General features: G+C 46.9%; 22 protein-coding genes. 6 read left to right on the top strand and 16 right to left on the bottom strand.

Annotated elements, in window-relative coordinates:
* Positions 1-22: 22 nt before the first annotated feature.
* Positions 23-844 carry a complement resistance protein TraT gene (traT, locus tag ACUJFL_RS04170; protein WP_226749480.1) on the bottom strand — a complete coding sequence of 274 codons (822 nt, stop codon included), beginning with the start codon at positions 842-844 and terminating at the stop codon, positions 23-25.
* Positions 845-1,573, bottom strand: a complete 729-nt coding sequence (locus ACUJFL_RS04165) for a complement resistance protein TraT (RefSeq protein ID WP_226749479.1) — start codon at positions 1,571-1,573, stop codon at positions 845-847.
* Positions 1,574-1,798: 225 nt separating this feature from the next.
* Here ACUJFL_RS04165 and suhB point away from each other — a divergent pair, with 225 nt between their 5' ends.
* Positions 1,799-2,602, top strand: coding sequence for an inositol-1-monophosphatase (suhB, locus tag ACUJFL_RS04160; RefSeq protein WP_226749478.1), 804 nt, complete (start codon positions 1,799-1,801; stop codon positions 2,600-2,602).
* A gap of 149 nt (positions 2,603-2,751) precedes the next feature.
* Positions 2,752-4,038, top strand: a complete 1,287-nt coding sequence (locus tag ACUJFL_RS04155; protein WP_226749477.1) for a mechanosensitive ion channel family protein — start codon at positions 2,752-2,754, stop codon at positions 4,036-4,038.
* A 61-nt stretch (positions 4,039-4,099) separates the two neighbouring features.
* Here ACUJFL_RS04155 and ACUJFL_RS04150 read toward each other — a convergent pair whose 3' ends face one another.
* From ACUJFL_RS04150 to ACUJFL_RS04085, 14 genes are all read right to left on the bottom strand, one after another.
* Positions 4,100-4,471, bottom strand: coding sequence for a rhodanese-like domain-containing protein (locus ACUJFL_RS04150; RefSeq protein WP_226749476.1), 372 nt, complete (start codon positions 4,469-4,471; stop codon positions 4,100-4,102).
* Positions 4,472-4,530: 59 nt separating this feature from the next.
* On the bottom strand, positions 4,531-5,478 hold the full coding sequence (gene secF / locus ACUJFL_RS04145) for a protein translocase subunit SecF (RefSeq protein WP_226749475.1): 948 nt from the start codon (positions 5,476-5,478) through the stop codon (positions 4,531-4,533).
* Positions 5,479-5,488: 10 nt separating this feature from the next.
* Entirely contained in the window at positions 5,489-7,345 is a 1,857-nt protein-coding gene (gene secD, locus ACUJFL_RS04140; protein WP_445428579.1) for a protein translocase subunit SecD, read from the bottom strand.
* Positions 7,346-7,373: 28 nt separating this feature from the next.
* On the bottom strand, positions 7,374-7,709 hold the full coding sequence (gene yajC, locus ACUJFL_RS04135) for a preprotein translocase subunit YajC (protein WP_226749473.1): 336 nt from the start codon (positions 7,707-7,709) through the stop codon (positions 7,374-7,376).
* Between the two features lie 26 nt (positions 7,710-7,735).
* Positions 7,736-8,866: a tRNA guanosine(34) transglycosylase Tgt gene (gene tgt, locus ACUJFL_RS04130; protein ID WP_226749472.1), complete on the bottom strand. Its 1,131-nt coding sequence runs from the start codon at positions 8,864-8,866 to the stop codon at positions 7,736-7,738.
* Positions 8,867-8,975: 109 nt separating this feature from the next.
* Positions 8,976-10,001 carry a tRNA preQ1(34) S-adenosylmethionine ribosyltransferase-isomerase QueA gene (queA, locus tag ACUJFL_RS04125; protein ID WP_226749471.1) on the bottom strand — a complete coding sequence of 342 codons (1,026 nt, stop codon included), beginning with the start codon at positions 9,999-10,001 and terminating at the stop codon, positions 8,976-8,978.
* A gap of 425 nt (positions 10,002-10,426) precedes the next feature.
* On the bottom strand, positions 10,427-11,347 hold the full coding sequence (locus ACUJFL_RS04120) for a hydrogen peroxide-inducible genes activator (RefSeq protein ID WP_226749470.1): 921 nt from the start codon (positions 11,345-11,347) through the stop codon (positions 10,427-10,429).
* Between the two features lie 158 nt (positions 11,348-11,505).
* Positions 11,506-12,771: an inorganic phosphate transporter gene (locus ACUJFL_RS04115; protein ID WP_226749469.1), complete on the bottom strand. Its 1,266-nt coding sequence runs from the start codon at positions 12,769-12,771 to the stop codon at positions 11,506-11,508.
* An 18-nt stretch (positions 12,772-12,789) separates the two neighbouring features.
* Positions 12,790-13,467, bottom strand: a complete 678-nt coding sequence (locus ACUJFL_RS04110; RefSeq protein ID WP_226749468.1) for a TIGR00153 family protein — start codon at positions 13,465-13,467, stop codon at positions 12,790-12,792.
* 142 nt (positions 13,468-13,609) lie between these two features.
* Entirely contained in the window at positions 13,610-14,323 is a 714-nt protein-coding gene (phoU, locus tag ACUJFL_RS04105) for a phosphate signaling complex protein PhoU (RefSeq protein WP_226749467.1), read from the bottom strand.
* Between the two features lie 47 nt (positions 14,324-14,370).
* Positions 14,371-15,144, bottom strand: a complete 774-nt coding sequence (gene pstB / locus ACUJFL_RS04100; RefSeq protein ID WP_445428578.1) for a phosphate ABC transporter ATP-binding protein PstB — start codon at positions 15,142-15,144, stop codon at positions 14,371-14,373.
* 44 nt (positions 15,145-15,188) lie between these two features.
* A complete protein-coding gene (gene pstA, locus ACUJFL_RS04095; protein WP_445428577.1) occupies positions 15,189-16,541 on the bottom strand; it encodes a phosphate ABC transporter permease PstA in 1,353 nt (450 codons plus the stop codon).
* Positions 16,541-18,403 (bottom strand): ABC transporter permease subunit, encoded by a 1,863-nt coding sequence (locus ACUJFL_RS04090; protein ID WP_445428576.1) that lies wholly within the window; start codon positions 18,401-18,403, stop codon positions 16,541-16,543. The genes pstA and ACUJFL_RS04090 overlap by 1 nt, the downstream gene beginning before the upstream one ends.
* Positions 18,400-19,371 (bottom strand): PstS family phosphate ABC transporter substrate-binding protein, encoded by a 972-nt coding sequence (locus ACUJFL_RS04085; protein ID WP_445428575.1) that lies wholly within the window; start codon positions 19,369-19,371, stop codon positions 18,400-18,402. Before ACUJFL_RS04085 ends, ACUJFL_RS04090 begins: the two co-directional genes overlap by 4 nt.
* 264 nt (positions 19,372-19,635) lie before the next feature.
* Here ACUJFL_RS04085 and ACUJFL_RS04080 point away from each other — a divergent pair, with 264 nt between their 5' ends.
* From ACUJFL_RS04080 to ACUJFL_RS04065, 4 genes are all read left to right on the top strand, one after another.
* Positions 19,636-20,133 carry a glycine cleavage system protein R gene (locus ACUJFL_RS04080; protein WP_226749463.1) on the top strand — a complete coding sequence of 166 codons (498 nt, stop codon included), beginning with the start codon at positions 19,636-19,638 and terminating at the stop codon, positions 20,131-20,133.
* 92 nt (positions 20,134-20,225) lie between these two features.
* Positions 20,226-22,358 (top strand): polyphosphate kinase 1, encoded by a 2,133-nt coding sequence (ppk1, locus tag ACUJFL_RS04075; RefSeq protein WP_445428574.1) that lies wholly within the window; start codon positions 20,226-20,228, stop codon positions 22,356-22,358.
* Positions 22,355-23,908, top strand: a complete 1,554-nt coding sequence (locus ACUJFL_RS04070) for a Ppx/GppA phosphatase family protein (protein ID WP_445428573.1) — start codon at positions 22,355-22,357, stop codon at positions 23,906-23,908. Before ppk1 ends, ACUJFL_RS04070 begins: the two co-directional genes overlap by 4 nt.
* On the top strand, positions 23,908-24,492 hold the full coding sequence (locus ACUJFL_RS04065) for a DNA-3-methyladenine glycosylase I (RefSeq protein WP_445428572.1): 585 nt from the start codon (positions 23,908-23,910) through the stop codon (positions 24,490-24,492). The genes ACUJFL_RS04070 and ACUJFL_RS04065 overlap by 1 nt, the downstream gene beginning before the upstream one ends.
* The last annotated feature ends 16 nt before the right edge of the window (positions 24,493-24,508 follow it).

Here is a 24,508-nt window from a genome sequence, read left to right as displayed (position 1 = left end):
TAACGTTTTGAGCGTAACGCCGTTAAAAAATGCCGGCCAAAGATCGTAATATACCGTTATGCAAAGAGGGTTCGGCTTCTTCCCACGTTAAATTGGCTTTATTGGCAAAGCCTAGCAACTTCACCTGATACTTACGCCGATCGGTATGTTGCTCCCAGAGCAATTCTAACTGGCCACTATCCCCTTGCCATAAGCGCTGTTCGCTCTGGTCCAGCACAAGCTCATCGCTGTCTGGGGCAATTCGCTCGGCAATTTGAATATCGGCTAACAAGGTAAAGTATTTATCTTTCACCAACTGATTACCAACATATTCTGCGCCTACAATCACCGCAACCACGGCTAAAGCACGCACCACATCTTTGGTATCAATATCAGTAGAAAAGCCGGCATCGGCATAAACTACACCAGGGCCAGACGCGCGACGGCGCGTTGCCGGCGTGTTATTGGCAACAACACTGCTACCCGGGCGCATAAACTCGGCAATTTGTTGCTCACTCATGCCGTATTGTTCACGAAGCACTTGCTGCGGTGGTTGGTTTAATACGGTACGAATATTGACCTGCAACCAATACTGCGCAGCACTGGGGGCATTGACTAACTGATAACCGCGGGCGGTCAACAACGACGCCACATCGCGCATGAGTGGCCGTTGATACTCCGCCGCCGTTTGGCGGATATCTAAAAATACCGTGCGTAATTCGGCTTCAACCGGATCCAAATAAATGGTTTCGCTCATGCGCATTTGCACATCAAGCTTGCCCTTACTCACGGAGGTATGCAGCGCGCCGCAGCCGGATAACAGCAGTAAACCGCTTAAGATCGCGCCTTTGTAAAGCAACGACATTTAGAATAGCCCAGCTAAAGCACGCGCGACGCCATCGGTTAACGGCTGTGCCGCGGTTTCCCATTTTAGGTTTGCTTGATTAGCTGAACTGACAATGCGTGTTTGATATTTACGCATATTGGTTTGCTGAGAATAACTAGACCGAGTACTGCCACTATCACCTTGCAACAACGTATGTTCAGAACGCTCTTGTACTTGGCCAGCAAATCTCTCCATAATTTGGATATCGGTGATCACGCTGTAATAAACATCTTGTACCATGGCATCCACTACCGTACCGACCACGGCCCCCGCCACCGCTGCACCTGCCGTACCGCCAACAGACCCCCCTGTTGAACGATGGATCACCGCACCTGTTACTGCGCCACCAACCGCACCTGGGCCAGCAGCAAGCGCACCTTGACTATCCCGAGCATTGCTACGACCAACTTGTAACACATTTGCCTGTAACCAGTAGTGGGCTTTTGAGGGGCTATCAATGACTTGATAGCCGCGACTGCGCAGCGTCAAGATCACCTCTTCCCGCACATTAAACTCAGGCTTGTCAGAGGTATTACGAATATCAACATAAACCGTGCGTAATTCAGGATCGACTGGCTCAAGAAAAATACTTGAGCTCATTTTAGTTTGCACATCTAACTGGCGTTTAGCCACACTGGTATGCAGTGCGCCACAGGCAGTTAAACTTAGCAAAGCCGCTACAGCAAGCAATCGAGTCAGTAGGTTCATCAAGATATCCCAAAGGTTTTAAACAAGCATAAGCTTATTCTGCGGTTACTGGCTGAATATTATCTGAACAACCCCAGCAATTTATCACGTTTTTAACCTTTTACTGCAACAGACAAATTAAGAAACACCGAGGCAAATGCTTTACTTTTTTCAAGCAGCCGCTACAATATGCGCCGCTCTTTTGATTGTTCTTTATACAGCTCTTTTTAAAATAAGGTAATCGCTATGCATCCGATGTTAAACATCGCCATTCGTGCTGCCCGTACCGCGGGTAATATTATTGCACGAGCTTGTGGCCAGCTCGACATGGTTGAAAAACTGCAGAAAGGCAGCAACGACTTTGTTACCAACGTTGACCGCGAAGCTGAACAAGCTATTGTTGCGGTGTTAAAAAAATCTTTTCCAACCCATGGTATTGTCGGTGAAGAACATGGCGATTACGGTAACAATGACAGTGAATTCCAGTGGATTATTGATCCGTTGGATGGCACAACCAACTTCATCAAAGGCATTCCACACTTTGCCGTTTCTATTGCCTTAAAACATCAAGGTAAACTAGACCAAGCCGTTATTTTCGATCCGCTACGTGGCGAATTGTTCACGGCGTCTCGCGGTCGTGGTGCACAATTAAACGGTACGCGTATTCGGGTAAATAACCTGCCAGATATGCAAGGCAGTATTTTAGCCACCGGTTTTCCGTTTAAAGCCAAACACCATTTAGACAGCTACAGCAAAATCTTCAACGCGTTTTTTGCCGACTGCGCCGACATGCGTCGTACCGGTTCTGCCGCCTTAGATTTAGCTTATGTCGCTGCCGGTCGTTTTGACGGTTTCTGGGAAATTGGCTTAAAGCCTTGGGATATTGCCGCAGGTGAACTAATCATCCGCGAAGCCGGTGGTATGGTCTGTGATTTTGCTGGTGGCAATAACCACATGAAAAGCGGCAACATTGTTGCAGCCAGCCCAAAAGTATTGCAAGCTATGGTGAAAGGCATGCGGCCACACCTGTCAGAAACGTTAGCAAAATAAGTTACACGGCCAGCGCTGTGCGGCCATCGCCACAGCGCTGGTATAGCGGGTCATCTATCCGCTGATGGTTGCACTGCTCACAGGCCTGCTCACAGCCTGACTAAGCTGGACGCTTCAGCCTCCTTCTCTCAGCCAGTAAAAGGTTTAGCATGCAAGAAATCATTAGTACTGTCGCCTCGATAAAATCCTGGTCAGAGGCCAATCCTCACCTTGCCATGTGGTTAGGCATCGCGATTCTATTATCACTTTCTTGGCTAGCCAATTTTTTGGTTAAGCATATTCTGCTACGCAGCGTCTTCAGTTTATTAGGTTTAAAGAAAAGTCAGTGTGAACAACGCGGCTTAGATTTTCGTTTTGTTAATCGGCTTTCCAATGTGGTTCCTGCGCTGGTTATATCGACCTTAGTCAATCGTGTACCGCTTTTACCCGAACTGCTGGTGCAGGTTACCATTAACGTGACTAACGCCTTTATTGTGCTGACTATCGCTATTGCGCTGAGTAATCTGTTAACGCTGATTAACTCTTTATACGCCCGACGCGAAGATGCACGCAGTAAGCCGATTAAAGGCTATATCCAACTGCTGAAAATTGTGATTTACGCGGTCGCGGTGATTTTGATGATTGCCTCGTTGTTCGACCGCTCACCTTTGATTTTACTGTCTGGCCTGGGTGCGATGGCCGCAGTACTGATGCTGATTTTCCAAGACACCATCTTATCGTTAGTGGCCAGTGTGCAAATCTCTTCTAACGACGTGATCCGCGTGGGTGACTGGGTTGAAATGCCACAACTGCATGCCGATGGTAATGTTATTGATATCGCCCTACATACGGTAAAAATACAAAACTGGGATAAAACCATCACGACTATCCCCACACGCCGCTTTATGACCGATCCGTTTAAAAACTGGCGTGGCATGCAAGACTCTGGCGGCCGACGCATTAAACGTAGCTTAATGCTCGATCAACAAAGCGTGCATTTTTTATCAGAAGAGCAAATCAAAAAGCTCTGTCGTTTTCGGTTATTAACTCAATATATTAGCGATAAGCAGGCTGATATTGCGGCGTGGAATGCTGAACTCAAAGAGCAAGGTCGCGAGCCGGTGAATACTCGGCGTATTACCAATTTGGGCACTTTCCGCGCTTATGTTACGCAGTATCTAAAAAGTCATCCGCATGTGCATCAAGACATGACCATGATGACGCGCCAATTAGCGCCCACCCCAGAAGGCTTGCCACTGGAGATCTATTGTTTTACCAATACCATTGCTTGGGTTGCCTATGAAGGGATCCAAGCGGATATTTTCGATCATCTGTTCGCGATCTTGCCCGAGTTTGGATTACGTGTTTACCAGCACCCTAGTGGCAAAGACTTACAAATGTTACGTCTGTCATCAGGCCAAGCCCCCTCGCCAGCATCACAGCAAATTGCCGAGTAACGCTAAAACACAGGCTATGGCGACAGTGTATGCTGCGCCATGGCATGCATTCAAGGCTTAATCATAAAGGCTTAATCAGCGGTAACTGACGCTCTTGCCATTCACGAAACCCACCCGCCAAGCTGAACACCTGTTGATAGCCCATCTGCTGCAGGGTTAACGCCGCTAAAGCAGAGCGGTAACCGCCACCACAATACAGTACAATTTTTTGTTTTTTATCGGCAACAGTTTGCTCAATATCACGCTCAATAATCCCTTTGCCCAGATGCATCGCTTCAGGAAAGTGCCCCTGTTGCCATTCGTGATCTTCTCGAATATCTAACAATACATATGGCTGTTCATGAGCTAAAAGCTCATCGATACTGATTTCTTTGATCTGTTGTTTGGCGGCTTCAACCAGTGCGATAAAGCCTGCAGCATGTTGCTTACTCATATTTTACCCATAAAAAATGCCAGTCATTGACTGGCATTTTTAACACAGATTTCGCGAAATTACATTAACGGTTCGGTACCTTCACCTTCTTTCTCAGGTGGTGGTGGTGGTAACATATCATCGCGGTTTAAGCCCAGTTGTACCGCAATACCACTGGCCACAAAGATAGAAGAGTAAGTACCAATGGCGATACCAAATAACAGTGCAGTGGCAAAGTTATGGATCAAGGCGCCACCCATGTAAAACAACACAATCAATACAATAATCGTGGTTAACGACGTAACAACCGTACGGTTTAATGTTGAGGTTACTGCGTCATTGACGGTTTCTTCCGGCGTGCTATCACGTAATTTGCGGAAACTTTCCCGGATCCGGTCAAACACCACGATAGTATCGTTAATTGAGTAACCAATCAGCGCTAGAATCGCCGCCAGTACCGTCAGGTCAAACTCAAGTTGTAACAAGGAGAAAAGACCCAAGGTAATAATGACATCGTGTCCCAACGCTAATACGGCGCCTAATGACAAGCGCCACTCAAAGCGCATCCCCACGTACAACAAGATACCAATTAACGCCGTCAGCATGGCTAAGCCACCCTGCTCTTTTAATTCGTCACCCACCGAAGGGCCAACAAATTCAATACGACGCATTTCAATCGGCGTAGCAGAGGTTTCGGATAACGCCGCCATAATCTCATTCGAGATCCGGCTTTGCTCTACCCCTTCTCTTGGTGCAATACGTATCGCAACGTCTTGGCTTGAGCCAAAATATTGCACTACCGCATCGGCATAACCGCGTTCGGCTAAAATGGCACGCACTTGGGTCAGATCAGCGTTTTGGGTGTAACCCACTTCGATAACCGTACCGCCGGTAAAATCCAGCCCCCAATTGATGCCTTTTGTGAACAACAAGCCAAACGAGCTTAGCAGTAACACGATAGACAGCATCAGCGCTGGCATCTTAAAGCGCATGAAATTGAGAGGTTCGTTAAAACTAAATATTCTCACACCAAGCTCCTTACATCGGTAACGACTGTACGCGACGGCCGCCCCAGATTGAATTAACCAGCAAGCGGGTACCCACTACTGAAGTAAAGATCGAGGTTAAAATACCGATAGCTAAAGTGATGGCGAAGCCTTTCACTGGACCAGTACCAATTCCAAACAGGATCAGGGCCACTAATAATGTGGTGATATTCGAGTCAGCGATTGTCGCAAAAGCACGGTCATAGCCTTGATGGATCGCTTGTTGAATCGAGCGGCCTTCGGCAATTTCTTCACGGATCCGTTCAAATATCAGTACGTTAGCATCAACGGCCATACCGACAGTTAACACAATACCCGCCATACCCGGTAAAGTTAGGGTGGCACCGGGGATCATCGACATAAAGCCAATAATTAACACCAGGTTAGCGACCAACGCCAAGTTAGCAATTAAACCGAACACACGGTAGTAAATCACCATAAAGATTAAGACCACCACCATACCCCACATAATGGCCGTCATACCTAAATCGATATTTTCCTGACCGAGGCTTGGCCCTATGGTGCGTTCTTCGATGATTTGCGTAGGTGCAATCAGTGCACCGGCACGCAGTAACAAGGCGAGATTTTGTGCTTCAGCAGGGTTACCAATACCGGTAATGCGGAAACTGCGACCCAAGCGCGCTTGAATGGTCGCGGCATTGATCACTTCTTCCTGCTTAATCAACACAGGCGTGCCATCAGCTTGTAATTGCTCACCGGGCTTGTATTCAATAAACACGGTAGCCATACGTCGACCAATCGAATCACGGGTCGAGGTTGAAAGTAAATTACCGCCTTGTGCATCCAGAGAAATGTTAACCTGTGGCTGGCCCATTTCATCGTAACTTGAGCTGGCATTGGTGATGTGCTCACCGGTCAGCATCACGCGGTTTTCCAGTAAGAAAGGTTGGCCACTGCGGTCATAATACAAACCTGAACCGGGTGGTAAACGACCATTCAAGGCCGCACCTAAGTCACCTTGCTCGTCGACTAAACGAAACTCGAGTGTTGCCGTTGCGCCCAAAATCTCTTTAGCTTGCGCCGGATCTTGTACGCCAGGTAATTGCACTATAATACGATCAGCGCCTTGACGCTGTACCAGCGGCTCAGCTACCCCAATTTCATTCACCCGATTACGGATAATGGTGATGTTCTGCTCAAGTGCGTATTCACGAATTTCGCGCAGACGGATTTCGCTTAAGGTCACTTGTAGGCTAAATTCAGCAGGGCCGTCAGTAAACACTAACTCACGGTCCAGTTTGCCTAAGGCCGAGCGAGCCGCTTGCACATCTTCCGCTGAGCGCAATTGCAGTTGCACCATGCCGCGTTCAACATCTGCAGAAACTGAACGGTAGCGCACTTTAGCTTCACGTAAGTCGGCACGAAACGCACCCACCATGTCATTGATGTTTTTATCAATGGCCGCTTTCATGTCTACGGCCATTAAAAAATGCACACCACCACGTAAATCTAAGCCTAACTTCATTGGTGTTGCACCAATGCCAGCCAGCCAACCGGGGGTGGTGGGCACTAAGTTTAATGCCGTAACATAGTTAACAGTACCCAATAAATTAATGGCAATTTGCCGCGCTCGCAGCTGATCTTCAGCAGATTGAAAGCGCGCTAACACCTGACCATTTTCCAGTGTTACCGATTTTGGCGTAACACCTTCACTGATAAAGCTTTGCTCTAACTGTTGGCGAGTGCTTTCTAACACCACGCCCCCACGGGTTGCATTAATATTCAGCGCCGGATCTTCCGGGTATAAATTTGGCATTGCGTAAACTAATGCCAGTAGCAGTACCCCGATAACGACCAGGTACCGCCAGAGCGGATTTTGGTTTAACACGAATACATCCTTTCGTTAGCAGTGCCGCTTATAACGACTTTAAAGTACCCTTAGGTAATACCGCACTGATAGCGGATTTTTGTACTGTGACTTCAGTACTGTCATTTAATGCCACAACGACAAAGTCTTTATCTTCCGCAATTTTAGTAATGCGACCGACAATACCGCCTTGCGTCAGCACTTCATCACCTTTACCTAAAGCCGACATCAGGTTGCGATGTTCTTTTACACGCTTGGCTTGTGGGCGGTAGATTAAAAAGTAAAAAATCAAACCAAACGCCAACAACATAATAATTAAATCCCAACCACCACCTTGTGGTGCGGCAGCGGTATCGGCATAGGCTTGGTTAATGAATAAACTCATGGTTGTCCCCTTAATGTTAAAATCAGTTATTCTGTTAATTCTGCGTCCAGCGATGGTACTGGCATACTTCTTTTTGCGTAAAATTCTGCTACAAAGGCTGACAAGTTACCAGCGGCAATAGCTGCGCGCAATCCCTGCATCAGCTTCTGATAATGATGCAGGTTATGAATGGTGTTTAAACGCGCGCCTAAAATCTCGTTGCAACGATCTAAATGATGTAAATAGGCCCGAGAATAATTTTTACACGTGTAACAATCACAGTCTTTGTCTAACGGCGCGGTATCGGTTTTATGCTTGGCGTTGCGGATTTTAATCACGCCATCACTAACAAACAAATGACCATTACGCGCATTGCGTGTCGGCATGACGCAATCAAACATATCCACGCCACGGCGTACCGCTTCAACTAAGTCTTCTGGTTTGCCTACGCCCATTAAATAACGCGGTTTGTTCGCTGGCATTTTATCAGTGGTGTGGTTCAGAATATTAATCATATCGGCTTTGGGTTCACCTACCGATAAACCGCCGATGGCATAGCCGTCAAAACCAATCTCTTCTAAACCGGCTAATGAAATGTCTCGCAAATGCGGATACATGCCACCTTGGATAATACCAAACAACGCTGACGGGTTATCGCCATGCGCATCTTTTGAACGTTTCGCCCAGCGCAGCGATAATTCCATGGACTTACGAGCTTGTGGCTCGGTAGCCGGATATGGCGTACATTCATCAAAGATCATCACAATATCTGAACCCAGATCGCGCTGCACTTCCATTGAGCGTTCTGGCGTTAACATGATGCGTTCGCCATTTAGCGGCGAGCGGAACTTAACGCCTTCTTCGGTGATTTTGCGCAGTTCGCCAAGGCTAAATACCTGAAAACCGCCTGAGTCAGTTAAGATGGGTTTATGCCAATGCATAAAATCATGCAGGTCACCGTGTAACTTAATAATGTCAGTGCCCGGACGCAGCATTAAGTGAAAGGTGTTACCTAAGCAAATTTGCGCACCGGTGGCATCTAACTCTTCTGGTGTCATGCCTTTTACCGTGCCGTAAGTCCCCACGGGCATAAAGGCAGGGGTATCCACCACACCACGATCAAAAATAAGTTGGCCACGACGGGCTTTACCGTCAGTAGCAAGTAATTCAAATTTCAAAATTTACCTCTTCTGGCCGGAAAAACAGTCCGGCTCGTCATTATTAGCGTTTTGCCGCAATATGGCCGCGCGCAATCGGCGGCCATTATAGCAGTATTCAGCCAGCGGCTTAACTAATAAACATCGCGTCGCCATAGGAATAAAAGCGATATTGCTCTGCAATAGCCGTTTTATAAGCCTGTAATACATGTTGTTGGCTACTAAAGGCGGACACCAGCATAATCAGTGTCGATTCGGGTAAATGAAAGTTGGTGATTAGTGCATCAATGACTTGAAAGCGATAACCCGGGTAAATAAAAATTTGGGTATCGCCACTGTAAGGTTGCAGCTGACCGCCATGCTGTGCCGCAGCGGATTCAAGCGAACGCACTGAGGTAGTACCGACGGCTACTACCCGATTGCCGCGCGCTTTACATGCTGCAACGGCATCCACCACCTCTTGCTCCACTTCAATATATTCAGCATGCATTTTATGCTCTAGCACCGAATCAACGCGTACCGGCTGAAAAGTACCGGCGCCAACATGCAAAGTCACAAAAGCAAATTGCACGCCTTTGGCCGCTAATTGATCTAACAAGGGCTGGTCAAAGTGTAAACCTGCTGTAGGTGCAGCCACGGCACCGGGTTTTTTGTTATACACCGTTTGATAACGGGCTTTATCTTCTTCGGTATCAGGGCGCGCAATGTAAGGGGGTAACGGCATATGTCCTAGCCTGTCTAGCATGGCAAATACCGGCTCATCACCCAGTAACTCTAATTCAAATAAGGTATCGTGCCGTTGACGCATCAGCACTTTAGCGGAATTTTCTAACAATAATTCTGTGCCGGGTTTTGGCGCTTTACTGGCACGAATATGCGCTAAAAAACGCTGTTGGTCCAAGACACGTTCGACCAACACTTCAACCTGGCCGCCTGAGGCTTTTTGACCAAACAAACGGGCGGGGATCACGCGTGTGTTGTTAAACACTAACAAATCCCCAGGGTTAAGCAAATCAAGCAGTTCTTTGAAGATATGATGGTGCAGTTCACCCGTTTGGCGCTGCATGGCCAGTAAACGACTGGCTGAGCGCTCAGCCTGTGGTTGACTGGCAATTAGATGTTCAGGTAACTCAAAACTAAAATCTTTCACTAACATAGCGTTGTCCTTGGCTTTACCGGCCAAATCCGGCGGCGCTATGTTAGCAAATTTATCCAGGGCTTGTTGACATTTGATGGTTGTTTTTGCAGCTGAGTGGCTGGTATTTATACAAGGCAGAGCTTGTGCCGTGTAGTTATTCTACATAAACAAGCGACCCGTTTGTCTGGAACAAACGGGAACACCTCTGCTGGCCAAAGGCGAAATATAGGATATATTTCGTATAACGCAGTAGAAATGCCAGCCACACGCTGCCCGAAGGGTTCGTCTGGCGATGCTTTGTTCTTTGTGGCCTACATGGATGTAGGTCAGGGGCGAGAGCAGGACGCGGTAGCTTCTCTCGTCGTTTATTTAGAATAACTAAACTGCACTCCTCGTTTCGCGATCAAAACACCGCCAAACGAACAAAATCTAAACAGCAAACGTCAACAAGCCCTTGCTCGACACTTTTTTACCAGCACTTCACCGATTAACGCGGCCATTTGCTGATAACTACGCGCTTTACTTGACGTTGGACGCCACGCAACGCCGATATCCCGATATGCCTGCCCTGCAGAAGCCGGCTGACTGATTAACTCGGTGCCCTCTAAAACACCACTATTAATCGCCATCTGCGGCATAAAGGTCACCCCCAGTTTGTTATTCACCATTTGCGTAAGGGTATGTAAGCTGGTAGCGAAAAAAGGATTCACCTTACGGCTGTCTTCTAATTCACAGGCTTTTACCGCATGACCCGTTAAACAATGCTCGCGCTCTAACAAGAAGATACTCTCATCCGGCCATTGGTTAATATCTTGATTAAAACCGCGATCTTGCCAATCCTTATGCAGCACTAGATTAAACGCGTCTTGTTGCAGTACTTCCGTGTGCAATACGCCCGTTTCATAGGGTAGCGCCAGCAACACCATATCTAGGCGGCCTTCACTTAACGCATGCAACGAGTTATCTGAAGTGTCTTCACGCAATAATAGCTGCAACTCGGGAAAACGCTCACGGCACAGTGTCATGACTTCACCCAGCACAAAGGGCGCAATAGTCGGGATACAACCCAACCGAAAAGGCCCGGTCATCGGTTTACCCTGAGATTTAGCAAAATCGGTTAGCTCTTCGCATTGCTCAATAATATGACGTGCCAGCCTAACAACATCTTCACCTAGGGCGGTGAAAATAAAAGTTTTATGGTCACGCTCTAATAATTGCGTTTCCATGGTCTCCTCTAAACTGGCAATGGCCGCGCTGAGTGTCGATTGCCCAACATAGCAAGCATCGGCAGCACGGCCAAAATGCTGATGCTCATGCAAGGCGAGTAAATACTGTAATTGTTTAATACTGGGCAGACGTTTCATGCTTAACCTTTCGCTACAATCGAATTGCTAAAACTTACCTTTTTTAATCGATTTAAGCAATTAGCATCAGTGGCATGATGAAAGAAATATAAGGTGCAGGCAGACAAGACTGGCTATGTTAGCTGCGACAGCCCTGCTGTCGCAGCTAACACAAAAGTTTAACTGAAAATCGCTTTTAAGATGTAGAAGAACACGATGGCCAAACCTGCGCCGACCGGTAAGGTAATAACCCAAGAAATAAAGATATTACGCACTACCCCCAGGTTTAAGGCCGCAATACCCCGTGCTAAACCCACGCCGAGTACAGCACCTACTAAGGTTTGCGTGGTAGAGATAGGTAAACCCGCACCCGAAGCAATAACCACGGTAGAAGCAGCAGACAGCTCTGCCGCAAAACCACGGCTGGGTGTTAAATGCGTAATCGCTGTACCAATTGTTTTAATAACCCGAGCACCTAAAGTCGCTAAACCAATAACGATACCGATGGCACCTAAAGGCAACACCCACACGGCTAACGTTGCTTTAGCCGCAATTTCACCGCCAGAGGTCACCACACTGACTACCGCTGCCACTGGGCCGATAGCATTCGCCACATCGTTCGAGCCGTGTGCAAAGGCCATACAACATGCGGTGGTAATCATTAAAATACCGAAAATACGCTCTACGTTGTTGTAGTGCATCTCTTTGTCGGCTTCAGGGTCAATTTGAATACGCGAAATGGCGATCTTACCAATAACCGCTACAACCACACCGACGGCAATCGAAATATAAATACCATTGGCGGTAGAAATATCTAAACCAACATGCTTTAAGCCTTTTTGCACGGTAACCAAGGTCATCATTAAACCGGCGAAAAACATATAGAAAGGTACATAACGCTTGGCGTTTTCTAAAGGATTATCGGTATCAAAAATTAAGCGTTGCGCACTCATAAAGATTAAATAAGCCAAGACCCCCGCCAACATGGGTGTCACTACCCAGCTACCAACGATGCCACTGACTTTATTCCATTGCACGGCTTCAGTGCCAGCAGCAACTAAAGCAAAACCGATAATAGCACCGATAATCGAGTGGGTGGTGGAGACTGGCCAACCAAAGTAAGACGCCGCTAGCAACCAGGTACCGGCAGCTAATAAAGCAGCGATCATACCAAACACCATAAATTCAGGTGTATCGGCAAAGTAACCGGCATCAATAATACCCGAGCGGATCGTTGAGGTAACAGAACCGCCTGCTAAGTAGGCGCCAGCGAATTCAAATATCGCTGCAATCAAGATAGCTTGTTTAATCGTGAGGGCTTTAGAGCCAACAGAGGTACCCATGGCATTTGCCACGTCATTGGCACCGACACCGTAAGCCATAAAAAAGCCAAATACTGCAGCCAAAATAATCAGGATCAGGCCGTAAGATTCTAAAATTGCCATAAAAAATTACCTATAAGGTTAGCGGGCTAGCATAATTTCAAGACGGGAACCAACACGTAAGGCGACATCTGCTAAATCGCCCAACCATTCCAGTGTGCGATATAAAAACATCACATCGACTGGGTTAAGATCCTTCTCGGCTAGCCGCAACTTCTTACGTAATTTAATTTGCATTTCATCGGTATCGTGCTCGATAGCATCCAATTGCTCGACCATCTTAATCACTAGATTAACTTCACGGCCACGAAAGCCCGTTTCCAGCAATTCATCTAGTTCATTAATTACCTGAGAAGCCATCTCAGTGGCATCAATACAACGCTGCACATAAGCAGTAAATTCAGTTTGGATTGTTTCAGGAATTTCTAATTCACGCCCCAACACGCGGCCAGAAATATCTTTTGCTTTATTAGCAATTTTATCTTGTTGCGATACCAATTCTAAAATATCGGTGCGGTCAACGGGTAAAAACAAACCTCGCGGTAAGTTAATCCGAATTTCACGTTTTAAGCGATCAGCATCTTTTTCAAATGCAACGATGCTCTTACGCACTTCCGCTGCCTGGGTCCAATCTTTTTGATAAACCGCCGCAAAGAATGGCAGTAATTGCTCACTGGCTTGGTGTACTTTGCGAATATGCTCTTCAATCGGCTTTATTGGCGATTTGGCAAATACGGACAAAAAAGTATTAGCGGGCATAGAGGGCCTCATTGATGTTAAGTGACTGTAGTCGGCGAACATTGTAACCGCAATGCCAAAGTAATAAAAATGAAATGTCGTTTCAAAAAAAATGCCCCTGCTAGAATACCAGCAGAGGCACGGCATAACATTTGACTAAGAGTTAGTCGCCACGAACTTCCTGCTCGAGTTTTTCGTGGCTGGCATGTCTAACAACCTTACCTTTAACAAAGAAAATAATGTATTCCGACAAGTTCTTACAGCGATCGCCAATGCGTTCTAACGAGCGAGCCGACCACAACACGTTCATCACTTTAGGAATAGAGCGCGGATCTTCAATCATGTAGGTCATTAATTGCCGCGTAATCGCTTCGTATTCACGATCCACTTTTTTATCTTCTTTATGCACGGTTAAGGCTGCTTCAACGTCCATTCGAGCAAAAGCATCTAACACATCGTGCAACATTTGCGCGACATGCCGCCCCAGATTGTCTAAGTTTACCAGCAAGTCTTGTTGATCACTGTTAAAAGACTCCAGCGCCACTTTGGCAATACGCCGTGTTTCATCACCGATCCGCTCTAAATCGTTAATGCTTTTTAATATCGCCATTATTAAGCGCAGATCGCTAGCAGCAGGCTGACGCTTGGCAATCACTCGGGTACATTCTTTATCTATCTGTAATTCCCAGTCATTGACCTTCAGATCATTGGCAATAACCTGCTGTGCCAATTCACTATCGCTATTGGCAATGGCGGCTAAGGCATCATAAAGTTGCCGCTCAATTAGGCCGCCCATCGACATCACATGATTTCTAATTTGCTCCAATTCTTCGTTGAACTGGCTGGAAATATGCTTCGATAAATTTAATTTATCCATCCTGTTAGTCTCCGTGGTCCTATTCTGGCTTAGCCAAAGCAATTCAGTTAACCGAACCGCCCAGTAATATAATCTTCTGTTTGCGGCTGGCGTGGATCGGTAAAGATCTTGTTGGTGGCATCAAACTCAACCAACTGCCCTAAATTCATAAACGCAGTAAAATCCGATACCCGCGCCGCCTGCTGCATATTGTGTGTCACTATAACGATGGTGTATTGCTGCTTTAACTCATACAGCAATTCTTCAATTTTTAGGGTTGAAATCGGATCCAACGCTGAAGCCGGTTCATCCAATAACAACACCTCGGGCTCAATGGCAATAGCACGGGCAATCACTAGCCGCTGCTGTTGACCACCCGATAAGGTCAACGCATTGTCATATAAACGATCTTTCACTTCATGCCAAAGTGCGGCTTTTTGTAAGGCCGCGGCGATTAACTCGTCTAACTGCCTAGCACTGTTAATCCCCTGCAAACGCAAGCCAAAAGCGACATTTTCATACACCGACAATGGAAACGGATTGGGTTTTTGAAACACAATGCCAACCCGTCGACGTAACTCGGCTAAATCGACACCCGCTTGATAAATATTCAATTCATCTAGCAACACCTGCCCTTCGGTGCTGGCATCATCAAGCAGTTCATTCATGCGATTGAAGCTTCGCAATAACGTTGATTTGCCACAACCGGATGGCCCAATCAGCGCCGTGACACGATTAGCCGGAATGTCTAAACTGATTTGATCCAGCACTGTTTTACCGGCCAAACTGACCGACAAGTTTTGTGCTGACATTTTCGTACTGACATCCGTTAATGCGGCCATTGTATTCCTCATTTATGACACTTTTATGAAACTAAGACGTATTTTTAAGCACCCTGACTGCGTGTCTTTGCCCGATAGTAACGGCGTAAGCGCATCGCTAATAAATTCAGGCTACCAATTAATAACAGCAACACCAGAGTAATAGCGTACACCCGAGGCTCAGCTGCGTCGGCATTCGAGCTTTGCAAGCCAACATCATAAATTTGCAAACCCAAGCTCATAATTTGCTGATCAAGCTGCACAAACGGCCATTCGCTCCGCAGTGGTAATACCGGTGCGTATTTCACCACCCCAACAAAAATTAACGGAGCAACCTCGCCGGCGGCACGTGACATCGCCAGCACCACACCCGTGATCATGGCAGGAATAGCAACCGGTAAAATAAGCTTACGTAATACTTCCGCTTTGGTCGCACCTAAGGCATAACCACCTAAGCGCAAACTTTGGGGTATGCGTGCCAGCCCCTCTTCTGTGGCGACAATCACCACGGGTAAGGTTAATAATGCTAGGGTCAGGGATACCCATAGCAAGCCGGGGGTGCCAAAAGTCGCTTGAGGGAGTTGTTCCGCGTAAAACAACTGATCAATACTGCCACCTAACACATAAACAAAAAAACCTAACGCAAACACGCCAAATACCACAGAGGGCACCCCAGCAAGGTTGTGTACACTGAGTCGCACCAAACGCACTAAGCGGCCATCTTTGGCATATTCATGTAAATAAATACCCGCCATAATACCAATCGGCGCAACTAACAAAGCCATTAATAATACCGATAATACCGTACCCATAATGGCCGGTAAGATCCCGCCCGCGCTATTTGCTTGCCGAGGTTCAGTACTCAAAAACTGCCACCACTGCGCCGCAAACAGTTGCAACTTACCCCATAACGACAACTGATTGGGTGAAATCACCCGTTCAATATCGCGACGCTGAAAGGTTCTGCTGCTGTTATCGCTTAAGCGTAATTGCAGTTCAGTCGCATTCTCTTGCGTCACGACACCATAAAACTCGCCTTGGCTAAAATGCCGCAGCAAACTTAGCTGCGCCGGCGTTTGCCAATCGTGGCTCAAATGCTGCCAATACCAACGAAACGCCGTTTGCCCTGCCATCTGGCCTTGTTTGATTAACACACGCTGTGCCTGGCTGTGGCTCGGTAGGCCCGCAGCAGCAAGTTGCTCAGCATTAACTTGCTGGCGAGACACCACCTCACCAAACACTTGCTGCATTTGGCCTGAGATGGGGTATTGAAACTGCACGACTTCGGCTGGCCAAAATAACCGTAAACCACGGCTTAAAATTAACAAACACAATAAAAAAAACGTGAGTAGCGTTAAAGCGGTGGCTAATGCCGAAAAGAAATAGAGTCGCCGCCCGGGCTGCCGATTCGTGCTCATTATTCCAACCTCTGTAAATTACGGCGTAAACGTTGGCGCACTAAGTCAGCTAAGGTATTTGCAGCAAAGGTGAAAACAAACAACAAAATAGCCACTAAAAACAACACGCGATAATGGCTGCTGTCGACCGCAGCTTCGGGGAGTTCGATGGTCAGCGTGGCCGTTAAACTGCGCAGCCCTTCGAACAGATTAAAATTGGTGATGGGGTTATTGCCGGTCGCCATCAAAATAATCATCGTTTCACCAATGGCACGACTTAACCCCAACATCACGGCCGCTAGAAACCCGGGCATCGCCACCGGTAACATAATTCGCCGTACAATTTGCCATTGATTGGCCCCCAGCGCATAGGCACCGGCCGTCAGTTGTTGCGGAATTTGTGCTAAAGCATCGTAGCTTACTGTATAAATGACCGGTAGCACGGCAAAACCCATCGCCAGACCAATCACTAAAGCATTACGCTGCTGATAATCTACGCCTTGTTGATCTAACCAAAAACGTAAGCTGTCTTCAAACAGTAAGCTTTCAAACCAAGAGCCTAAACCCAACGCCACCCAGGCACCAATCAGCAATATCGCACTCATCAGTATTAACGTGGCACCACTGCTATTTAAATGCTGCCAACGGCGGGGTAAATAATGCCAATAATAGGCCAATGCCCAAACAGCCGCCGGCACTAACAGTAAATACAGTAATAAAGAGAGCAAATGTTGCTCTAAGGCTGGGGCCAGCCAAATAGCCGCTAAAAAGCCAATAATGACGGTAGGAAATAACGCCATCAGTTCAATCATGCTACTTAAGCGGCTGCGAACCGGCTCTTGCAAAAAGCACACACTAAAAATGGCGGCCAAGACAGCTAAGGGTACCGCCACCAATAACGCATAAAAAGCCGCTTTTAGGGTACCGATGGTTAAGGGTACCAAAGAGTATTTACCTTGATAAAGCTCATAACCCCCACCGCTTTGCCAAACATATTCGGGTTGTTGCCAACTTTCGTACCAGACTTTTTGCCACAGCGTACGCCATGAAATTTCGGGATGTCGATTATTAATGGCTAAAAAGCCATCGGCCTGCTGCGCGCTGAGCAGCCACAAACCGTCATTATTAGGGGTAAAACGTAATTCGGTCACGCCTTTCTGCGCCAAGGAGAAAGTTGCATACTGTGCCTGCCAAATAGCTGAACTTAACGCACTATAAAACACACTGAGGCCACCGTTAGCATCTAATACTGCAAAGCCACGACGGCCTCGTTCGGCAGCAATAGCGACAATAGCCGCAGCTTGCTGGCTAAATGGTTTAACCCAACTCAAGCGAAGTTGCCCCGCCGCATCAGCAATCAAATACCATTGTTTTAATTGGCCACTGCTATCGCCGGTAATTAAGCTTTGTTGGCCTGCTAACCAAGTGGCGGCGGTTAACTGCACCGTGCGATCAGTAAGAGATAAACGCTGCTGACAGCCTTGTGACAATGCCGCACGCAGCAACACACAGGCTTCGCCATCGCGTTTAGCGAGTATAATGACGCGCTTTAACCCATCAATTAACTGAAAGTCAGCGGCAAAACCCGCTTTTGCAGCAGCCATAGCAAAATCGTCATCGGCTATACCGGGTAGCATTAATGCCGGTGGGGGCGTGCTAGCAACATGCGGCTGTAACTGAGCCGATACCGGTTTAAACAATGGCAGCACTTCTAGCAACAAATAAACAAAAATGGCCAATAACGTGGCGATCACACTGACCCCAGCCAAGGTGATTAACGCATGCCAGCCACGGTCTAACCAACGCCGATGGCGACTACGTTGCTGACGTTGCTGCGCATTCGGTAAATGACTGCCTGTAGGCTTTTCTGAGTTAGGCGTCATAAGCCTAAATCCTCAAACACTTGCTGTCTCAAGGGTAAAGGGATTGGCACTAAGCCATCACTTTCTAACAGCTGCTGCCCCGCTGCGGATAAAATAAAGCGGAAAAATTCGCGCTCGGCTGCAGCTAACGGCTGATTAGGGGCTTTATTAACATAAATATAGAGTAACCGAGCCAACGGGTAAGCCCCAGATAAGGCATTATCCGGACTAGGCATAATGGCCGCTTCTTCTGGGCCTTGACTGATCGCCAACATTTTTACCCCAGCAATCTGCTGCCCCACCCCAGAGTAACCTAGGCCGTTCTCACTTAAACTTACCGACCTAACTACAGCAGCAGCGCCCGCTAGCTGCGCGACTTTTTGCTGAAAATCGTCGTTACAAAGCGCCTTTTGCCGAAAAAAAGCATAAGTCCCTGACGCTGGATTACGACCATAGGCGGCAATAGATCGTTGCTGCCATCGCCCCGCTAAACCCAAATCGCCCCAACGCGTGATCGCAGAATGAAGCGCACAACGCCGATTTTGCGAAAAAATTGCTTCAAGCTGCGCCATACTGATTTGTTGTAACGGGTTATCTTGATGCACATAAATTGCCAGCATATCCAGTGCAACAGGCACAGCATAGGCTTCATAGCCAAAACGACGGCGAAAACGATCTTGTTCAGCCGTTAACATGACGCGGCTCATCGGCCCAAGATTGGCGGTGCCTTCAACCAAAGCGACAGGGGCGGTAGCCGAACCACTACTTTGAATTTGAATATTTAATTGCGGATGTTTCAGCACGAATTCACGCCGCCAAACCATCATCATATTATGCAAGGTGTCAGAACCGGTGCTGGATAAGGTGCCAGTTAAGCTTGCGGTTTGGCTAACACTATTCGGTCGAGTTTCAGTGCTACACACCAAGGGTGTAATCACTAATAACAGCACACTACAGAGGTGGCTTAAGCGCATGCGCAGGGTATCCATTGCTATCGAACCTAGTCCAGATGAGTTGCAATCTTAACGTGCCTAAGCAGCAACCCCAAATAAAAATTTAGTATTTACTTTAAAACCATCTGCTTGCAGCTACACTCTATAACAAGTATTCGACAGATTTTACCATGGGGGTGTTGACCTTACCGTGGCAAATCTTGTTTACTGCGCTGCTTAAATACATATTACAGCATTAATCGGGCGTTAAGCAGCGGCTATAAATACTTACCCAAACCGGACCTAATGAGGAATAACAGAATGAAGCAGTTAGTACTTACCGTGATCGGTAAAGATAAAGCCGGTTTAGTTGAGCAACTCGCAAAAGTCATCAACGATAATCAAGGTAACTGGATGGCCAGTAACCTAAGCCATTTGGCCGGTTACTTTGCCGGTATAGTGCAAATTGAAGTGGCAGAGCCAGATCTCGCGCAATTAACCGCAAGTTTGCAGCAACTGACGGATCTGGATATTCGTGTACAGCACGGCGAACACATTGAACTCGATAAAAATCAGCAAATTCGTTTTGTGATTACCGGTAACGACAGACCTGGCATTGTGCGGGAATTATCGGCTATTTTAAGCCATAAAGGCGCTAATATTATTGCCTTTGAAAGCAATAAACAAAGCGCACCGAATTGGGGCGTACCGCTATTTCATGCTGAAGCGACCGTGCAACTGCCTGCTGGCTTGCATCGGGATGATGTTATCGAAGCACTCGAAGGGATAGCGACCGATATCGTCGTTGATTTGGAGTAATCCGTTATTTTCACGATGCCGTGCGGATGTCATCGTGTTGTCATTAAACTGACATAGTGTGCTTTGCAGGAAGTAAGCAGGAGCAAAATTTAATGGAACAAACCATCCTACCAGCGAAAACGGAAGATTATCCGCTTTATGCACGAGAGTTAAGCTGGCTGGCATTTAACGGCCGGGTGTTGCAAGAAGCCGCCGACACCCGAAACCCACCGATTGAGCGTTTACGCTTTTTAGGTATTTACTCTAATAACCTCGATGAATTTTTTCGGGTGCGTGTGGCCGATGTGAAACGGCGCATCCTCTTGAAAAAATACCAAACGTGGGAGCACGAAGACGCAGAGCAATTGCTAGGCGAAATTCAAAATCGCGTGTTAGAACTGGGTAAACAATTCAACAAAATCTACTTAGATATTCAGCTAGAACTGCGCAAACACAATATCGAGTTAATCGATGATAGCAAACTCACCGAATTACAGTCTGGCTGGGTGCGTAGCTATTTTAATAGCGAAGTGAAAAAACACATTTCACCGATTATTCTCTCCAGCGCTGATGCCTCTTTAAGTAAGATTTTAGAAGATAACACCACCTATTTATTGGTTGAAATGACCGGTCAGAGCAAGCCTGAATACGCCATCGTGCAAGTGCCTACCGCTGAAGTATCACGCTTTATTGAATTACCCTTACATCTCAATACTCGGAAAAAGAACGGCCATTATCGCCGGCAAATTTTGTTATTAGACGATATTATCAATCATTGTATTGCTGATTTATTTCAAGGCTTTTTTGAGTTTGAGCACATCTGCGCTTTTTCACTGAAACTGACCCGCGATGCCGAATACAATATCAGTGACACTCTTGATCAAAGCCTGATTGATAAAATGTCCAAGGGGATCCGGCAACGCTTAAAGTCTGAGCCCACACGTTTGGTGTATGACGCCGCCATGCCAGAGCAAATGCTTAAAGTGCTGACCAAACAATTAGGCACAAGCTCCGCGGATGCGTTGATTGCCGGTAGCCGTTATCGCAATTTTAAAGATTTTATTGGTTTTCCCAATTTAGGCCATCAAAGCATGGAGTTCCCGCCGCTACCGCCGCTACCCAGCGTCGAATTTGAGCAGCATCCCACCACCTTTGATGCCATCAAAAATAGCGATATTTTGCTGTACTACCCCTACCATAGCTTTGGTTATTTTACCGAGTGGGTACGACAGGCCTCGTTCGACCCGAAGGTAAGCCATATTAAAATCACTATGTACCGAGTAGCCAAGCATTCTCGAGTGATCCACTCGTTGTTAGATGCGGTGCGAAACGGTAAAAAAGTCACAGTGGTGGTGGAATTAAAAGCCCGCTTTGATGAAGAAAATAATATCAACTGGGCGCGGCGCATGACCGAATCGGGTATTGAAGTGATTTTTGGGCAAACCACGCTGAAGATCCACTCCAAGATCTGTTTAATTACCCGCCAAGAAAAAGGCAAAGCGGTGCGCTATGGTCATATCGGTACCGGTAATTTTAATGAGAAAACGGCCCGAATCTATACCGATATGAGCTTATTTACCTGTCATCCGGAAATTACAGCGGAAATTGAACAGGTCTTCGAGTTTATTCAATATTCGTATCGCCCGTTCCAATTTAAACATCTTATTGTGTCACCCACGTGGAGTCGCCCCAAGTTGATGTTGCTAATTCAACGCGAGATTGATTTCGCCATCAGTGGTCGCAAATCCGAGATCTTTCTTAAAGCCAATAACTTGGTCGATGAAGAAATTGTGCAATTACTGTATCGCGCCAGCCAAGCCGGTGTGAAAATTCGCATGATTATTCGGGGTATGTGTTCATTAGTCCCAGGCATACCTGGTATGAGCCAAAATATCAAGATCATCAGTATTTTAGATCGGTTTTTAGAGCATGCTCGGGTGTATGTGTTTCATAATGGCGGGGATACTGATGTCTATATTTCCTCAGCCGACTGGATGACTCGCAATATCGATCAACGCGTTGAGGTGGGCGTGCCGCTGTTTGATGCTAAGATTAAACAAACAGTGATCGCCACTTTAGATATGCAATGGCGTGATAACGTTAAAGCCCGCAATATTGACGCAAAACAAACCAACACCTATGTTAAACGCGGCAACAAGCGTAATATTCGTTCGCAACAGAATATCTATGACATCTTTGCGGCACAGGCCCAACAGCTAATTAAACAGGTTGATTCCGAGCATTGACAACAACAACTGAACAAGAACAAGGCCAAGCGCCCTATATAGCCGCCGTCGATTTAGGCTCTAACAGTTTTCATATGGTGATTGCCCGAATTGTAAAAGGTGACATCCAATTACTGCATCGCGAAAAACAAAAGGTGCAATTGGCTGAAGGCTTAAGTGATGATTTGGTGCTAAGTGAAGATGCGATAGAGCGCGGCTTAAATGTGCTGCGCCAATTTGCGGATACGCTGCAACCCTTTGCCCCGCAATCGGTGCGCGTGATTGCAACTTACACACTACGCCGCGCGAAAAACTCTGCCACGTTTTTACGTCGTGCCAAAACCTTGTTCCCGTTCCCGATTGAAGTGATCTCAGGGCAAGAAGAAGCCCGCTTTATTTATCAGGGCGTCGCGCACTTTGAACACTTTAGTGGCCGTCGTTTAGTGATTGATATTGGTGGTGGCAGCACCGAGTTCGCCTTGGGTGAGGCCGAGCAACCGTTGCGTTTAAGTAGCCGCAATATGGGCTGCGTCAGTTACGGTAAAAGTTTATTCCCGCAAGGTAAAATTAGCAGCCGTCGTTTTAATCGCGCCATTGTGCAAGCCGAGCAAGAACTCGAACCTATCGTTAACAGTTTTCGCACCGTGGGTTGGCAACAAGCGGTGGGTACTTCGGGTTCCGTCAAAACCATTCGCGATATCGTGGTTGGCTTTGGCTGGAGTACTAACGCGCTAGAGTTAGCGCACTTACTGCAACTGCGTAATTACTTGTTAAAGTTTGAAAACTGCCAAGACTTAGATTTACCCGGTTTAACCGATGATCGCAAACTGCTGCTTTGCTCTGCGTTGAGTATTTTGATTGCGGCGTTTCAGATGTTACACATAGAACAACTGGTTTACGTTGACGCAGCCCTACGCGAAGGGGTGCTCTATGAAATGAGCGATCGGATGCAGCATTTGGATATACGTGAACAAACCATGCAAAGCCTGGTGCAGCGCTACGACATCGATCAAGCGCAAGCACAGCGGGTTCGTAGCACCGCTTTAGCCTTGGTTACACAAGTAAAAGACAGCTGGCAACTAAATGAGGAAGATGCGCTGCTGTTAAGTTTCGCGGCCACCGTGGCGGAAATAGGGCTACATATCAACTCATCTGGTGTGCAAAAACACTCTGCCTACATTTTGCAAAACGCCAACTTGCCTGGCTTTAACCAAGAGCAGCAAAACTTATTAGCCTGTTTAGTGCGCTTTCATCGCCGAAAAATTCGCGCCGATGAACTGCCCTACTTTAGTTTATTTGAATTATCCAAGGTGATTAACTTGTTAATTATCCTGCGTTTAGCTGTACTGCTAAATCAAAAGCGCCGTGACGATTTTCTTCCCGACCTACTCGCCGAGGCTGGTGCACAAACCTTAAAATTAGATTTACCGCTAAGCTGGTTGCAAACGCAAAACGTGTTAGCCGCTGACTTACTTCAAGAACAAAAAAACTTAAAGAAAATCGCCTTTAAATTTGATATCCCCAGCCTGCAAGAATTATCCAGTCAATTGTTAATTGAGTCAGCCAGTTAATGTGTCGTTGCCCATGGTTAGATATGAGTAAGCCTGATTATGTGGCCTATCATGATAGTGAATGGGGCGTGCCGCTATTTGATGATACAAAACTGTTTGAATTTTTAACGCTAGAAGCAGCGCAAGCGGGTTTGAGTTGGTACACCATACTTAAAAAACGTGATAATTATCGCCAAGCCTTTGCTGATTTTGATGCAGTTAAGGTGGCGGCGTTTGATGAGACACAGGTTCAAGCCTTGCTACAAAATGCCGGTATTATTCGCAACCAATTAAAAATTCGCGCCACCATTAACAATGCCGCTCGTTTTTTAGAAGTGCAACGCGAGTTTGGCAGCTTTAGTGCTTACCAGTGGGCCTTTGTTGGCCATCAACCCATCGTTAATGAACCACGGCAATTAACTGACTATGCAGCGCGTAGCCCCGAATCAGACGCCTTTAGTGCTGATTTAAAACGCCGCGGCTTTAAGTTTATTGGTTCGACTATCATCTATGCGCATATGCAAGCCTGTGGCATGGTCAATGACCATAGTGCGACCTGTTTTCGGCGCCAGCAAATTATTGAAAGCTACCGAAGACCTTTCTGACCAACCCATCAGCTTA

Source organism: Alishewanella sp. HL-SH05 (assembly GCF_052655985.1).
Note: the sequence above shows the minus strand (reverse complement) of the source record. Positions and strands in the feature narration are given on the sequence as shown.

Bases quoted from the DNA above. Each gene is read 5' to 3' on its own strand.
- ppk1 (WP_445428574.1), top strand. From the start codon at position 20,226: ATGGAACAAACCATCCTACCAGCGAAAACGGAAGATTATCCGCTTTAT.
- pstA (WP_445428577.1), bottom strand. From the start codon at position 16,541: ATGAGCACGAATCGGCAGCCCGGGCGGCGACTCTATTTCTTTTCGGCA.
- ACUJFL_RS04155 (WP_226749477.1), top strand. From the start codon at position 2,752: ATGCAAGAAATCATTAGTACTGTCGCCTCGATAAAATCCTGGTCAGAG.
- ACUJFL_RS04065 (WP_445428572.1), top strand. From the start codon at position 23,908: ATGTGTCGTTGCCCATGGTTAGATATGAGTAAGCCTGATTATGTGGCC.
- ACUJFL_RS04080 (WP_226749463.1), top strand. From the start codon at position 19,636: ATGAAGCAGTTAGTACTTACCGTGATCGGTAAAGATAAAGCCGGTTTA.
- ACUJFL_RS04090 (WP_445428576.1), bottom strand. From the start codon at position 18,403: ATGACGCCTAACTCAGAAAAGCCTACAGGCAGTCATTTACCGAATGCG.
- ACUJFL_RS04115 (WP_226749469.1), bottom strand. From the start codon at position 12,771: ATGGCAATTTTAGAATCTTACGGCCTGATCCTGATTATTTTGGCTGCA.
- ACUJFL_RS04085 (WP_445428575.1), bottom strand. From the start codon at position 19,371: ATGGATACCCTGCGCATGCGCTTAAGCCACCTCTGTAGTGTGCTGTTA.
- traT (WP_226749480.1), bottom strand. From the start codon at position 844: ATGTCGTTGCTTTACAAAGGCGCGATCTTAAGCGGTTTACTGCTGTTA.
- phoU (WP_226749467.1), bottom strand. From the start codon at position 14,323: ATGGATAAATTAAATTTATCGAAGCATATTTCCAGCCAGTTCAACGAA.
- yajC (WP_226749473.1), bottom strand. From the start codon at position 7,709: ATGAGTTTATTCATTAACCAAGCCTATGCCGATACCGCTGCCGCACCA.
- ACUJFL_RS04165 (WP_226749479.1), bottom strand. From the start codon at position 1,573: ATGAACCTACTGACTCGATTGCTTGCTGTAGCGGCTTTGCTAAGTTTA.
- ACUJFL_RS04120 (WP_226749470.1), bottom strand. From the start codon at position 11,347: ATGAAACGTCTGCCCAGTATTAAACAATTACAGTATTTACTCGCCTTG.
- ACUJFL_RS04150 (WP_226749476.1), bottom strand. From the start codon at position 4,471: ATGAGTAAGCAACATGCTGCAGGCTTTATCGCACTGGTTGAAGCCGCC.
- queA (WP_226749471.1), bottom strand. From the start codon at position 10,001: ATGTTAGTGAAAGATTTTAGTTTTGAGTTACCTGAACATCTAATTGCC.
- pstB (WP_445428578.1), bottom strand. From the start codon at position 15,144: ATGGCCGCATTAACGGATGTCAGTACGAAAATGTCAGCACAAAACTTG.
- ACUJFL_RS04110 (WP_226749468.1), bottom strand. From the start codon at position 13,467: ATGCCCGCTAATACTTTTTTGTCCGTATTTGCCAAATCGCCAATAAAG.
- suhB (WP_226749478.1), top strand. From the start codon at position 1,799: ATGCATCCGATGTTAAACATCGCCATTCGTGCTGCCCGTACCGCGGGT.